Raw genomic sequence first — 13659 nt, 5'->3', positions numbered from 1 at the left:
GGCGCACGAACTGCCCATGGCGCCGGGTCTACTCGGCTGCTTGCCGGACGTGCCGGGTTGGATCATTGGCGACCGCGGCTTTGCCTCTGACGCCTTCCGCGAGCGCATCTGGGACATGGGCGCGCGACCTGCGATCCCGCCCCGGCGCACCGATGCCGAGGTCGCCTGTCCGGACTGGATCTACGCCAACCGCCACCTGGTCGAGAACCTTTGGGCACGTCTGAAAGAGTGGCGAGCGGTCGCTACTCGCTACGAGAAGACCGCACGCTCCTTCCTCGGCGTGCTCTGCCTCGCCGCCACCGCAAACTGGATCAAAGTCATCAAGCTCTAACAGGCCTTAACCCTGTAGGTCCGCCTCACTGCCATCGCTGACAATCTTCGGCGCTCACTCACACGGCTCACCAACCCAGCAGCATGAGCTGAGCAATCTTCCCGAGCAGTCCGGCCAGCATCGCTGTCGATCCGCCGAACTCAGCGGTCGCGCTCAGCCATGCAGCGCCTCAAGCGCTATCCGCGCATGGGTTTCATGAGATGCCTGCTCAGTCGCTCGCGCCTGTCCCGACAAGGTGTTTACACATCGCCCCCCGAGGCATAGGGTCTCGATATGCCGAGCAAGTCCGTTCTCACATCCGTTTCCCGCCCGCCTCCAGACTTCACAGACCGTGCTTACTGGGCCGGGACTATCAAGATGGCGCTCAGCCGGTTCTTTGTCCTGCAGGTCCTGCACGACAGCTCAGCTCATGGCTACGACATCTCTCGGGCGGTGGAGCGGACTACAAACGGGTGCTGCTCCCCTTCCGAGGGTGCTCTTTATCCGACTCTCCGCGAGTTCGAGCAGGGTGGCTACGTGACCTCGACCACCGAGATCGTCTCCGGCCGCGAGCGCCGCGTCTACACCCTGACCGAGAAGGGCCGCGAGGCTTTCCGGGTCGGCCTCGGGGCCTGGATGGATGCCACCGCCGCACTGACCGAGACCGACCGTGCCGCGAAGGCCCGCGAAACGACCGGGAAGGACTGCAAGTGCTGAGCTTTCATTTGCCTTGATGCCTCTCCCCCAGAGGTATGACAAAGGAGAACCAAGATGAGCTCATGTTGCTCCGCCAACCGGCGCTCCGAACCCTCAGGGACCGCATGGCAGCACCCTGCATCGCTCCCGGTCGCCATTATCGGCGGCGGTCCCGTCGGCCTCGCCACCGCGACGCAACTGCTCGAGCGTGGGATGGAGCCGGTCGTGCTCGAGGCCGGTTCCTCGGTCGGTACAGCGGCAATGGACTGGGGCCACGTCCACATGTTTTCGCCGTGGCGGTACAACATCGACCGGACAGCCCGTACACTGCTGGAGCGGCACGGCTGGCCGGCGCCGGACCCGGAGGCCTTCCCGACCGGCGGCGACCTCGTGGAGCGCTACCTGGCACCGCTCGCCACTCTGCCCGAGATCGCCCGCTGCCTGCGGCTGAACACGCGTGTTACCGGCGTCGCCAGGCTGCGCGCGGGCAAGGTGCGGAATGCTGGGCGCGACCAGCAGCCCTTCGAGCTGCGGTTCGAGGATGGGCAAGGAAAGCAGGGGCGAGTCCTCGCCCGCGCAGTCATTGTCGCCACCGGCACTTGGGGCAATCCGAGCCCCGCCGGTTCCTCCGGCCTGCCCGCCATCGGCGAGCACCAGGCGGCCGACCGGATCCGCTACGGCATGCCCGACGTCCTCGGCGCCGACCGCGCCCGCTATGCGGGCAAGCGTATCATTGTCGTCGGTTCCGGCCACTCCGCTATCGGCACCCTCATCGATCTCGCGTCCCTCGCCGCGCAGGCGCAGGGCACCACCATCCTCTGGGCCACGCGGAGCACCGACCTGACACGTGCTTATGGCGGCGGCGCGGCCGACCAGCTGCCGGAGCGCGGTGCGCTTGGCCAACGGCTGCGACGCCTCGTCGAGACCGGCGTCGTCGAGCTGCTCGCGCCTTTCTCCATCGACGAGATCCGGCGCGGGAACGGCGATGCCTTGACGGTGCTGAGTGCCGAAGGCCGCATGGCGGAGGTCGAGGAGATGGTCGTGGCGACCGGCCTGCGGCCTGACCTCGGCATTCTCAGCGAGGTTCGGACAGACCTCGACCCGGCGTTGGAATGCCCGCGCGCGCTGGCGCCGCTCATCGACCCGAACCTCCACTCCTGCGGCACGGTCCGGCCGCACGGCGCCGAGGAACTGGCGCAGCAGGACGCGGGCCTCTTCCTGGCTGGGATGGCCAGCTACGGCCGGGCGCCGACCTTCCTGCTGGCGACGGGCTACGAGCAGGTGCGCTCCATCGCCGCCTTCCTCGCGGGCGACGTCGAGGCGGCGCGCCGGGTCGAGCTCGACCTGCCGCAGACCGGCGTCTGCAGCTCCAGCCGCGTGCTTCCGAAGGCGGCGGATGCCGGTGCATCCTGCGGCATGCCGGACACGCCGCAGAGCGGCTGCTGCGCGCCCAAGCCCGAGCTGGCCGAGAACGTGCCCTGCTGTGGCAACTCGGCTCGCAAGGAGCTTGCCCAGGCCGAACCGGCTGAATGAGCCTGGGCGCGGCGGCCGGGGGCACCGCCCCGGTGGACCCGACTTCCAGCCGTCCGAGGCTGGTGGTCGTGTCGGCGATCGGCGTGGCGCAGATTCTCGCCTGGGGCAGCAGCTACTACCTGCCTGCCGTCCTGGCTGGGCCGATCGCGGCCGACACCGGCTGGCCGCTCACCTGGGTGGTTGGAGCCCTATCCATCGGCCTGCTGGTTTCGGGCCTGGTCTCGCCTCGGATCGGTCACCTCATCGACCGGCATGGCGGCCGCCCCGTCCTGGCCACCAGCGCCGTCCTGCTGGCGGTCGGCCTGCTTGGGCTCGGGTTCGCGCCGACTTTGCCGCTCTTCATCGCGGCCTGGGTCGTCATCGGGTTCGGGATGGGTGCCGGTCTCTACGACCCTGCTTTTTCCGCACTCGGTCGGCTCTACGGTGAGGGTGCGCGGCCGGTCATCGCCCAGGTCACCCTGTTCGGGGGCTTCGCCAGCACGGTCTGTTGGCCACTGACGGCGTTCCTTGCCGAGCAGCTGGGATGGCGCGGCGCCTGCCTGACCTACGCCGTCATCCACCTCGCGGTCGTGCTGCCCCTCTATCTGGTGGGTTTGCCGCGCGAGGTTCGGCGCGGTCCAGCACCTTCAGCCGTCTCGGGCGTGCCTCCGCCCGGCCAGCTGCGGCCGGACCAGCGAACCGCCTTCGTCCTGCTCGCGGCCGGCTTCACGCTCGCCTACGCCACCATGACGGTCATCGCAGTCCATCTGCTGACCTTGCTTCAGGCTCAAGGGCTGGCGCTCGCGGCGGCGGTGGGCATGGGAGCGCTGATCGGGCCGAGCCAAGTGGGCGGGCGTGTGCTCGAGATGGCCTTCGGCAAGAAGGCCCACCCCATCTGGAGCCTGGTCGCCTCTTCCGTTCTGGTTGCGGTTGGCCTTGGTCTGCTGGTCGGGATGCCGGGCATCGCAGCGGCCAGCATCGTCCTGTACGGCATGGGCAGCGGCATCCGCTCCATCGCCCGGGGCACCGTGCCGCTCGCGCTTTTCGGCCGCGAGGGCTACGCCATCCTCATGGGCCGCCTGGCGCTGCCGACCCTTCTGGCCACCGCAGCGGCTCCCATGATTGGAGTATCGCTGCTCAATGGCGTCGGGCCGGACGGGACGCTGGCCGTCCTGTGGGGTGCCTCCTTGTTGAACCTGGCGCTGGTGCTGCCGCTCGTGCCCATGGCGCTCAAACGCCGGGAGACGCGATAGGCCACAGTTGGCAAACCTGACCCAGTGCCGGTTTCAGCTGCTGCAATCCGAAGGCCGCTCGCCCTGCTCCTCGGCGCGCAACTCGACGAAGACCTCGCGCGCCACCAGCAGCGCCTCCCGGGCAGAAGGCGCGCCGATATAGCCGGCAGTGTGGAGAAGCGCCTCGCCTAGCTCCTCCTCCGTCCAGCCCTGGCGGCGGGCCATGCGAAGGTGAATGCGGAGTTCCGGCCAAGCGGCCGTCGCTGTATCGGTGATGACGGTGATCAGTGCCCTGGTCTTCACGTCGAGGCCGGGCCGGGTCCAAAGCAGACCGAACACCGCTTCCCGTGTCCAGTCGGCGAAGCCCTCCATCAGCTTGTCGGTGTAGACGGTGGTCGCCATGCGGTCAGCCATGGCCTCGCCCATCAACTCGCGGCGCATGGCTGTGCCCTTCCTGTACATCTCGGTCTTGTCCATGGCGGGTTCCTCCCTTGCGGGCGCCAACCTAGGGCGGATTGCGAAGGACCGGGAAGGCGCCGTCACCGCGCCGCCGATTTCACGTTGTCGACGGCGCAATCCTTGAGGAGAAGTCACCGGCCAGCATGTCCCAATGGACCCTGCACCACCGATGACCGGGCCGGTTTCAGGGCTGGTGGCGGAGAAACCTCGAGGTCGAGCGAGGGCTCAGGGGTAGAATACGCCCCCGGTCGCGCGCTGTGGCGCGTCAGCCCGGGTTGGCAGCGGGATGAACTCGGCCTCATCGCCCGGCACGGTGTCGAAGCGGCCCTTCGCCCACTCCTCCTTCGCCGCCGCGATGCGCTCGGGGCGGGATGAAACGAAGTTCCACCAGATGTAGCGCGGTCCCTCCATCGGCGCGCCGCCGAACACCATGAAGCGCGCATCCGCTGCCGCCGTCACGGTGATTGCATCGCCGGGACGGAGCACCAGGAGCTGCCCAGGCTCGAAGCTGTCGCCGGCGATCTCGACCCGGCCGCTGAGCGTATAGATCGCCCGCTCATCATAGCCGGCATCGATCGGCATGCGTGCGCCGGCTTGCAACTGCACATCGGCATAGAGGGTCTCGGAGGCTGTCTCGAGCGGCGAGGCCGTGCCGAAGGCGCGCCCGGCGATCAGCCGCGCCTGCACGCCTCCGGCCTCGATCACCGGCAGGGCGTCGGCAGCGTGATGCAGGAAGGCAGGATCGCTTTCCTCCTGCGCGACGGGCAGGGCCATCCAGGTCTGGATGCCGAACAGGCGCTGCCCGCTCCGCTTGCGTGCCTCCGCCGTGCGCTCGGAATGCACGATGCCACGCCCGGCCCGCATCCAGTTCACCGCGCCAGGCTGGATCGCCATTTCGGTGCCGAGGCTGTCGCGGTGCAGGATCTCGCCCTCGAACAGGTAGGTCAGCGTCGAGAGGTTGATGTGCGGATGCGGCCGCACGTCGATGCCCTGGTCGGTCAGGAACTCGGCCGGGCCCATCTGGTCAAAGAAGATGAAGGGGCCGACCATCTGCCGCTTGGTGGAGGGCAGGGCCCGGCGCACCGTCATCTCGCCCAGATCGACCGCGCGCGGCACGATGGTGATCTCGACGGCCTCCGTGCTCCTGCGGTCGCCGAGGGTTGGGTCCGGGCAGGGATTCCAGCTCATCGATCGTCTCCGTATTGCGTGGTGATCCGCTCGCGTCACGGCCAGGGTGGGCGGTGCGCGCCCGGCGGGGTGCGGCCAGATCCGGGTCGCGCCCGAAGGGCCGCGGGCGGCCGGCCTGCGCCCGCCTTCGGCCCCCTCATGCATCACCAGGGCCGGCGCCGCAATCCGGTTCCGCGGCCGTGCCCGCGCCGGGCCGCCTCCGTCAGCCGCCGATCCTGACGCCGGCCCAGTCCTCGACGACCCGGGCGATGTGCGTGAAGTCGCTCTCGGGGCCGAAGGTCGCGCTGGTCACTGCCAGCATCTGCCGCACCGCGCTGCCGATCACCATCGGCACGCCCATCGCCTCCGCCTCGTCGAGGCAGAGCCGCACATCCTTGTGCGACAATCCCGTAGTGAAGCCGAAATCGAAGCTCCGGGGGATGACCGCACGGGGGAATTTGTCCTGGGTCGCGCTGTTCCGGCCGCTGCTGGCATTGATCACCTCGCACATCAGGGCCGGATCGAGCCCCGCCTTCACTCCCATCGCAATGGCCTCGGAGGAGACAGCGAGCGCCGCGGCGGCGAGGAGGTTGTTGCAGAGCTTCAGCACCTGCGCCTGCCCCGCCCCCTCGCCGCAGAAGAAGGGCTTGCCGAGCACCCCCAGCAGCGGCTCCAGCGCCGCATATTCGGCGCGTGGGCCGGAGACCATGATGGCGAGCCGGCCGGCCGCCGCGCCGGTGATGCCGCCGCTGACCGGGCAGTCGAAGGTGGTGCGGCCCGCCTCGGCGAAGCCGGCCGCGACCTCGCCCGCCACGCGCGGCCCGGTGGTGGAGAGGTCGACGAAGCAGCGCGCCCGCTGGCCCTGCAGCACGCCGTCGGGCCCGAGCGCCACGGCGCGCACCACGCCGGGCGTGGGCAGGCTGGCGAAGACCAGGTCCGCCCGGTCCGCCACCTCGCGCGGGCTGGCCGTGGGGGTGGCGCCCCGCGCGACGGCCGCGTCCAGCGCTGCCGGCACGGGGTCGTAGGCCACCACGGGGTGGCCGGCCTCCAGCAGCCGGGCTGCCATGCGGCTGCCCATCTGTCCAAGGCCGATGAAGCCGATCACTTGATCCGTCATGTCACGTACTCGCCCGGTGGATGATTTCGAAACGCAGGTCCACGGCCAGCGGGCCGGTCGCGCGGCCCTCAATGCGGTCGAGCAGGACCTCGGCGCTGCGGCGGCCGATCTCGTGGCGCGGCAGGCGCAGCGTGGTCACCGGCGGCACGAGGTGGCCGAGCAGGTCGATATTGTCGAAGGCGGCGATGGCGACGCGGCCCGGCACCGGCCAGCCGCGCCGGTTGCATTCCAGCGCCGCGCCGATCGCCAGCACGTCGCCGGCGAAGAAGATGGCATCCGGATCGCCGCCGCCCGCCAGCAGCCGGTCCAGCGCTTCGACGCCTGCGGCGAGGCCCGGCGGCACCTCCAGCACCAGGCGCGCATCGTAAGGCAGGCCGGCCTCCTCCAGCGCGGCGGCATAGCCGCGGCGGCGGTCCCGGCTGCGCTCGTTGGCGGCGAGCGGCAGGGTGACGAAGCCGATGCGGCGATAGCCGAGCCGCAGCAGGTGCCGCGTCATCGCCATGGCGGCATCGTGGTTCGAATAGCTCACCACCATGTCGAGCGGCTGGCGGGTGAGGGTGCCGTTCTCCACCACGGGGATGCCGGCGCGGCGGATCATCGCCACCGCTTCCGGCGAATGGGTGGTGTCGTGCAGGATCAGCCCGGCGACGCGCTGGCCGAGGAAGGCGCGGATCGCCGCCTCCTCCGCCGCCTCGCCATAGCCGGAGGAGGCGATCATCAGCTCGTGCCCATGCCGCCGCAGCACGTCCGAAATGCCCTGGATGGTGCTGGCGAAGAGCGAGTTGTCGATGCTCGGCACGACGAGGCCGATGACGTTGGAGCGCGAGGAGGACAGGCTTCCGGCCAGCCGGTTCGGCACGTAGCCGACACGTCGAACCGCCTCCTCGACGCGCGCCCGCACCTCGGGCGAGACGCGCTCCGGGTCCTTCAGCGCGCGGGAGACGGTCATGGCCGAGACCTGGGCGACGCGCGCCACGTCCCGCATCCGCGCCGCCGCGCCGGGGGGATCGCCGTCCATGCCTATTCCGCGGTGATGCGTGCGTCGCGCACCACGGCGCCGATCTTGTCGACCTCCTCCGCCATGAAGCGGCGGAACTCCTCGACCGTGCCGCCGGCCACCTCGGCGCCGCCTTCCAGCAGCCGTGCGCGCTCGGCGGGCTGAGTGACGATGTCCATGAGGGCGGCGTTCAGCCGCTCCGCCACGGCGGGCGGCATGCCGGCCGGGCCGAGCACCCCGTACCACTCGTCGATGGCGAAGCCGGGCAGCGTCTCGGCAATGGTCGGCACCTCGGGCAGGTAGGCGGCGCGCGCTGCGGAGGTGACGGCGATGGCGCGCAGCGATCCCTCGCGGACGAAGGGCAGGGTGGAGCTGGCATTGCCGAAGATCAGCTGGATATGCCCGGCCACCACGTCGGCCAGCGCCGGGCCGCCGCCGCGATAGGGCGCGTGCAGCATGTCGACGCCGGCGGCGAGCTTGAACATCTCGCCCGAGATGTGCACCGCCGAGCCGATGCCGGGCGAGCCGAAGGTCAGCTTTCCGGGCTGCGCCTTGGCCAGGGCGATCAGCTCCGCCACCGTGCGGACCGGCAGGGACGGGTTGACGACGAGGATGTTGGCGACGCGCGCCAGCAGCAGGATGGGCGTCAGGTCGCGCAGCGGGTCATAGGCGGTGCGGGAGAGCAGCGCGGCCGAGATGACCGTACTGGTCACCATGCCGAAGCTGTGGCCGTCACTCGGCGCCCGCGCCAGCTCCGCCGCGCCGATGGCGCCCGAGGCGCCGCCGCGGTTCTCGACGACGATTGGTTGGCCGAGCCGGGCCGAGAGCTGCGGCGCGAGCTGCCGTGCCAGGATGTCGGTGGTGCCACCCGGCGGCCAGGTGACGATCAGCCGCAGCGGGCGGGAGGGAAAGGCCTGCGCCCCGGTCTGCGCCACGGCCGGCGCCGGCAGCAGCGTCGCCGCGCCCATGCCCGCCAATAGGGTTCGCCGTTCCATGCCCGTCCTCCTTCGCTGCCGGATCAGCAGGCCGACCAGCCGCCGTCGATCGGCAGCACCGCCCCGGTGATGTCGCGCCCCGCCTCGCCGCAGAGGAAGGCCGCCATCGCGCCCACCGCCTCCGCCTGCACGAAGCGGCCGGTCGGCTGCTTGCCGGCCAGGAACTGCGCCTCCGCCGCCGCCCGGTCGAGCCCGCGCTCCGCCATGGCGGCCCGCAGCCGCCCCTCGATGTTGGGCGTCAGCGTGGTGCCGGGGCAGAGGGCGTTGCAGGTGATGCCGCTCCCGGCCGTCTCTAGCGCCACGGCGCGGGTCAGCCCGATCAGCGCGGTCTTGGTGGTGACGTAGCCGACGCGGCCCGCGGCACCGACCAGGCCGTAGATCGAGGACATGTTGACCACCCGGCCCCAATCGCGCCGCCGCATTCCCGGTAGGACCAGGCGCAGCAGGTGGAAGGCCGCCGAAAGGTTGACAGCGATGTCCATGTCCCAGGCCTCGGGCGGCGTCTCCTCGACCGGGCCGAAATGCCGGGTCGCGGCGTTGTTCACCAGGATGTCCGGCGCCCCGGCCTCGGCGGCCAGGCCGGCGATGGCCGCCGGGTCTGCAAGGTCCGCCCGGTGGTAGCGGGCCTCGACGCCGCGGGCCGCCACTGCGGCGAGGGCAGGGGCCGCCTCCGCCTCCGTGGCGAGGCCGTGCAGCAGGATGGCGCAGCCCTCGGTGGCCAGGGCCTCCGCCACGGCGAGGCCGATGCCGCCGGTCGAGCCGGTGACCAGCGCGCTGCGGCCGCGGAGGCTGCCCGCATTCATCCCTTCCGAATTTGGTGTGATCGCTACCATCATGGCAGCCTAGGCGGGAAGGGATGAGCAAGGCAACCGTACCGAGGAGCCTTTACATTCCGAGCGAATAAAGGTTAGCGGTATCATCTCCCGGCAGCCAGAAGCCGCAACACGTCCAGGAAGCACGCCATGCCGGCCCTCGAACGCAGCGCCCTGCCTGCCCCGATCGCGGAGGCGGTGTCCGCTGCCATCCACCAAGGGCTGCGTCGGGAGCAGGATGCCCGCTGGTCCCGCGCCGCGCGCGAGAGCCTGATCCTGCGCGCACCATGAGTGGCCAGGCTTACACCGGCGAGATACTCGGCGGCTTCCTCGCCGCCTCCCGCTGGGAGGACATCCCGCCCGCGCTGCGGCAGGAGGCGGTGCGCGGCCTGCTCAACCATCTTGGCTGCGCCATAGGCGTCGCGCGCGATCAGGCGGTGACGACGGCGCTGAAGGTCATGGCCGAGTTCAGCGGCGCGCCGGTGGCGACGGTCATCGGCCAGGGGCGGAAGCTCGATCCGGTGAGCGCCGCCTTCGTCAACTGCATCGCCGGCAACCTGCTCGACTACGACGACACGCATCTGCGCACCGTCATCCACCCCGCCGCGCCGGTCGCGCCGCCGCTGCTGGCTTTGGCCGAGCAGCGCGGCCATTCGGGGGCCGAGGTGCTGCACGCCTTCCTGCTCGGGATGGAGGTGGAATGCCGCATCGGCAATGCCGTCTCGCCCGGGCATTACGATCGGGGCTGGCACATCACCTCCACCTGCGGCGTCTTCGGGGCGGCGGCAGGCTGCGCCAGGCTGCTGGGGCTGACGGCCGCGCAGGCCGCGCATGCCCTCGGTATCGCTGCCAGCCAGTCGGCCGGCCTGGTGGAGAACCTGCCGAGCGCGGCGAAGAATGTTGGCATGGGCAACGCGGCCCGGCACGGGCTGCTGGCCGCGCTGCTGGCCGAGGCGGGCTACGAGGCGGCGCCGGCCGCCATCGAGGGGCCGCTCGGCTGGGCCCGCGCCATGGGCGATGTGCCGCAGGTCGAGGAGATCACCGCTGGCCTCGGCGAGCGCTGGGAGGTCGCCCGCACCACCTACAAGCCCTATCCGGCCGGCATCGTCTTCCATGCCGTGATCGATGCCTGCCTCCAGCTCCGCGCCGAGCTCGACCTGCCGCCCGAGGCCATCGCCGCGGTGACGGTCGCCGGCGACGCGCTGCTGCTCGCGCGCGGCGACCGCGCGGTGCGGAACGAGCGCGACGCGCGCGTCAGCATCCACCATGCCGCCGCGCTGGGCCTGCTCCGCGGCCGCGCGGGCGTCCAGGACTTCGAGATGCTGGCTGTGCTCGACCCGGCGCTGGCGGCCTTCCGCGCCAAGGTCGCGGCGGAGCTCGACGCCTCGCTGCCGCGCGGCGCCGCCCGGGTGACGCTGCGCCTGGCGGATGGGCGGGAGCGGACGGCGACGGTATTGCATGCGCGCGGCAGCGAGGCGCGGCCGATGAGCGATGCCGAGCTGGCGGCGAAATTCCGCAGCAACGCCGCGCTCGGCGGCGCCGCGGACCGCGCCGATGCCGCGCTGGATGCGCTCTGGGCGCTGGAGACGGCGCCGAGGATCGGGGACCTCATGGCCCTGCTGGGCTGACACCACGAAAGACCGGGAGGACCACTACGATGCCCACCATCACCCGCCGCGGCCTGCTCGGCGTGGCCGCATCCCTGCCGCTCGCCGCCCCCGCGCTGGCCGCCTTCCCCGAGCAGCCGGTGCGCGTCATCGTCCCCTGGAACCCCGGCGGCCTGGCGGACATCCTGATCCGCGCCCTGGCGCCGGCCATGGGGCAGGCGCTCGGCCAGCCAGTGGTCATCGAGAACCGCGCCGGCGCCAACGGCGCGGTCGGCACCCAGGCCGTGGCCCGCGCGCCGGCGGATGGCCACACGCTGATCCTCGGCAATGCCGAGACGCATGCCATCAACCCGCTGATCTACCCGAAGCTCGCCTACAACCCGGTCACCGAATTCACCCCGGTGACGGGATTCGCCAGCGGGCCCTTTGCGCTCATCACCCGGCCGGGCCTCGGCGCGGCGACGCTTGAGGCCTTCCTCGACATGGTGCGCCGCCAGCCGGGCCGGGTGAGCTTCGCCTCCTGGGGCATCGGCAGCACCTCGCATCTGGCGATGGAGGGGCTGGCGAAGCAGGCGAAGCTCGAGATGCTGCACGTGCCCTTCACCGGCGCGGCGCCAGCCGCCACGGCGCTGATCGGCGGGCAGGTGGACTGCATGTTCCTCAATGCCGGGCCGGCCGACGCCGCGGCGCGCGATGGGCGCCCAAGGATCCTCGCCGTCGGCGCCCCGGAGCGCATCGCGCAGCTGCCCGAGACGCCGACGCTGAAGGAACGCGGCCTGCCGGTGGAGGCGGCGAACTGGTTCGGCCTGCTCGGCCCAGCCGGGCTGCCGGCGCCGGTCGCCGCCCGCATCGCCGGGACCGTGGCCGAGGGGCTGCAATCCGCCCAGGTGCGGGAGATCTTCCGCGCCCAGGTGGCCCTGCCGCTGACGCAGACCCCGGAGGAGATGGCGAAGTTCCTCGCCGCCGACCGGGAGCGTTGGGGCGCCGTCCTGCGCGACCTCGCCATCCGGCTGGAATAGGCTGGCCGCCCCTCGGCCCGTTCCGGTGGATGCCACGCCGGGGCGCGGGGCCTATCATGGCCTACTGCCGGTGCTGCGCGGCTGGAAGGCGGCGGAACGACCGGGGCCAAGCCAAGGAGGGATGTCCCGATGCCCGAAACCACGCCGCCCCGCCGCCAGCTGCTGTCGGGGACCGCTGCCCTGACGACCTTCGGCATGCTCGCCGGCCCCGGGCTCGCCACCGGCCGCGCCGCAACGGGCGAACCCATTGCCGAGGCGACGCATGGCCGGCTGCGCGGCAGCGCCGAACGGGGCGTCCTGTCCTTCAAGGGCGTTCCCTATGCCGCCAGCCCGGTCGGCGCCGCCCGCTTCCAGCCGCCCGGCCCGCTGGCGCCCTGGGCCGGGGAGCGCCCGGCGGACACCCATGGCGCCTCGGCGCCGCAATTGCGGGGCGCGGCCCTGCCGGTGTTCCGCCACCTGGACTCGGCGGCGCCGCAAAGCGAGGACTGCCTCTCGCTCTGCGTTTACACGCCGGGCCTGCGGGACGGGCGGCGCCGGCCGGTGCTGGTCTGGCTGCATGGCGGCGCCTGGAGCACCGGCTCGGGCACCTCGCCGGCCTATGACGGCAGCGCGCTCGCGCGCGAGCAGGACGTGGTGGTGGTCGCGGTGAACCACCGGCTGAACCTCTTCGGCTTCCTCCAGGCCGAGGGGCTGCCGGCCGGCTCCGGCAACAACGGCGTGCTCGACATGGTGGCCGCGCTGCGCTGGGTGCGCGACAATGCCGAAGCCTTCGGCGGCGACCCGGGTTGCGTCACCATCTTCGGCCAATCGGGCGGCGCGGCGAAGGTGAGCGCGCTGCTCGCCGCGCCGGCGGCGCGGGGCCTGTTTCACCGGGCCATCATGCAGAGCGGCTCGGGCGCGCTCCGCCTCGCCACGCCGGAGGATGCTGCCCGCGCCAGCCATGCGCTGCTTGCCGAATTCGAGCTGCGCCCCACCGAGGCGGCCCGGCTGCGCGATATCCCGGCCGAGCGTCTCCTCGCCGCCATGGCCAAGATCGTCGCGGCCAATGGCGGGGCGAACAACTTCCGTCCGGTGCTGGATGGCGTGGTGTTCCAGACCCACCCCTTCGACACCGCCGCGCCGGCGACGGCGGCGGAGGTGCCGCTGCTGATCGGCTCCGCCGAGACGGAGGTGACCTTCTACCTGGCGCCGGACCGGGCGAATTTCGCCTTGGACGAAGGGCGCGTGCGCGCCCGCGTGCAGCGCTTCCTGCGGATCGACGCGGCGCGGACCGACGCCATCCTCGCCGCCTACCGCGCGGCGCTGCCCGCCGCCACGCCGAGCGACCTGCTGGTGGCGATCTGCTCCGACCAGAACTACCGCATGGGCATGATCCAGGCCGCGGAGTTGAAGGCGGCCTCGGGCGGCGCGCCGGCCTGATGGTGTGGACGCCCCCCGACGGCATCAATGTGCCAAGGTGAAGGTGTCAAGCTATCACCAGGGGAGGCGTCCATGGGGCAGGCTAACACAATCGGGCTGGATATAGCGAAGCGGGTATTTCAAGCACACGGGGCGGATGCGACCGGGCGGGTGGTGTTCCGCAAGCGCCTGATGCGGGCCAAGGTGCTCGAGTTCTTCGCGGCGCAGCCATCCTGTCTGGTCGCCCTGGAAGCTTGTGGCGGGGCGCATTATTGGGCGCGCGCGCTTGGCAAGCTGGGCCACACGGTGCGGCTGATCCCACCGGCTTACGTGAAACC

The 13659-nt window shown here is 71.5% G+C and carries 14 protein-coding genes and 1 pseudogene; 9 read left to right on the top strand and 6 right to left on the bottom strand.

Annotated features, from left to right (window positions below):
* The 4 genes from EP26_RS26820 to EP26_RS26805 all read left to right on the top strand — a co-directional run.
* A partial coding sequence (locus EP26_RS26820; RefSeq protein ID WP_043343497.1) for an IS5/IS1182 family transposase occupies positions 1 to 331 on the top strand: 331 nt, incomplete at its 5' end.
* 357 nt (positions 332 to 688) lie between these two features.
* Positions 689 to 1027: a PadR family transcriptional regulator gene (locus EP26_RS26815; protein ID WP_043343488.1), complete on the top strand. Its 339-nt coding sequence runs from the start codon at positions 689 to 691 to the stop codon at positions 1025 to 1027.
* 54 nt (positions 1028 to 1081) lie between these two features.
* The gene (locus tag EP26_RS26810) at positions 1082 to 2539 is read left to right on the top strand and encodes an FAD-dependent oxidoreductase (RefSeq protein ID WP_043343486.1); all 1458 of its coding nucleotides are present in this window, start codon (positions 1082 to 1084) and stop codon (positions 2537 to 2539) included.
* Positions 2536 to 3771 (top strand): MFS transporter, encoded by a 1236-nt coding sequence (locus EP26_RS26805; protein WP_052389735.1) that lies wholly within the window; start codon positions 2536 to 2538, stop codon positions 3769 to 3771. The genes EP26_RS26810 and EP26_RS26805 overlap by 4 nt, the downstream gene beginning before the upstream one ends.
* Before the next feature lie 33 nt (positions 3772 to 3804).
* On the opposite strand, the gene EP26_RS26800 is transcribed toward EP26_RS26805, so the two are convergent.
* The 6 genes from EP26_RS26800 to EP26_RS26775 form a co-directional block, all read right to left on the bottom strand.
* Entirely contained in the window at positions 3805 to 4227 is a 423-nt protein-coding gene (locus EP26_RS26800; RefSeq protein ID WP_052389734.1) for a carboxymuconolactone decarboxylase family protein, read from the bottom strand.
* A gap of 207 nt (positions 4228 to 4434) precedes the next feature.
* On the bottom strand, positions 4435 to 5397 hold the full coding sequence (locus EP26_RS26795; RefSeq protein ID WP_043343485.1) for a pirin family protein: 963 nt from the start codon (positions 5395 to 5397) through the stop codon (positions 4435 to 4437).
* A 202-nt stretch (positions 5398 to 5599) separates the two neighbouring features.
* Positions 5600 to 6565, bottom strand: coding sequence for an NAD(P)-dependent oxidoreductase (locus EP26_RS26790; protein WP_245624535.1), 966 nt, complete (start codon positions 6563 to 6565; stop codon positions 5600 to 5602).
* The gene (locus tag EP26_RS26785) at positions 6495 to 7511 is read right to left on the bottom strand and encodes a LacI family DNA-binding transcriptional regulator (RefSeq protein ID WP_043343481.1); all 1017 of its coding nucleotides are present in this window, start codon (positions 7509 to 7511) and stop codon (positions 6495 to 6497) included. The genes EP26_RS26790 and EP26_RS26785 overlap by 71 nt, the downstream gene beginning before the upstream one ends.
* A 2-nt stretch (positions 7512 to 7513) precedes the next feature.
* A complete protein-coding gene (locus EP26_RS26780; RefSeq protein WP_043343478.1) occupies positions 7514 to 8485 on the bottom strand; it encodes a Bug family tripartite tricarboxylate transporter substrate binding protein in 972 nt (323 codons plus the stop codon).
* A gap of 23 nt (positions 8486 to 8508) precedes the next feature.
* Positions 8509 to 9318, bottom strand: coding sequence for an SDR family oxidoreductase (locus EP26_RS26775; protein WP_245624534.1), 810 nt, complete (start codon positions 9316 to 9318; stop codon positions 8509 to 8511).
* Between the two features lie 129 nt (positions 9319 to 9447).
* Between EP26_RS26775 and EP26_RS35535 the strand changes: the two genes are divergently transcribed.
* From EP26_RS35535 to EP26_RS33830, 5 genes and pseudogenes are all read left to right on the top strand, one after another.
* The gene (locus EP26_RS35535) at positions 9448 to 9588 is read left to right on the top strand and encodes a hypothetical protein (RefSeq protein ID WP_157033826.1); all 141 of its coding nucleotides are present in this window, start codon (positions 9448 to 9450) and stop codon (positions 9586 to 9588) included.
* Entirely contained in the window at positions 9585 to 10925 is a 1341-nt protein-coding gene (locus EP26_RS26770) for an MmgE/PrpD family protein (protein ID WP_043343474.1), read from the top strand. The genes EP26_RS35535 and EP26_RS26770 overlap by 4 nt, the downstream gene beginning before the upstream one ends.
* A gap of 29 nt (positions 10926 to 10954) precedes the next feature.
* Entirely contained in the window at positions 10955 to 11923 is a 969-nt protein-coding gene (locus EP26_RS26765; RefSeq protein WP_043343472.1) for a Bug family tripartite tricarboxylate transporter substrate binding protein, read from the top strand.
* A 129-nt stretch (positions 11924 to 12052) separates the two neighbouring features.
* Entirely contained in the window at positions 12053 to 13342 is a 1290-nt protein-coding gene (locus tag EP26_RS26760) for a carboxylesterase/lipase family protein (RefSeq protein WP_052389732.1), read from the top strand.
* Positions 13343 to 13414: 72 nt separating this feature from the next.
* Positions 13415 to 13659: pseudogene (locus EP26_RS33830) on the top strand (IS110 family transposase); the annotation flags it as partial.

Origin of the sequence: Belnapia moabensis DSM 16746 (assembly GCF_000745835.1) — a bacterium.
Classification (GTDB): Bacteria; Pseudomonadota; Alphaproteobacteria; order Acetobacterales; family Acetobacteraceae; genus Belnapia; species Belnapia moabensis.
Note: the sequence above shows the minus strand (reverse complement) of the source record. Positions and strands in the feature narration are given on the sequence as shown.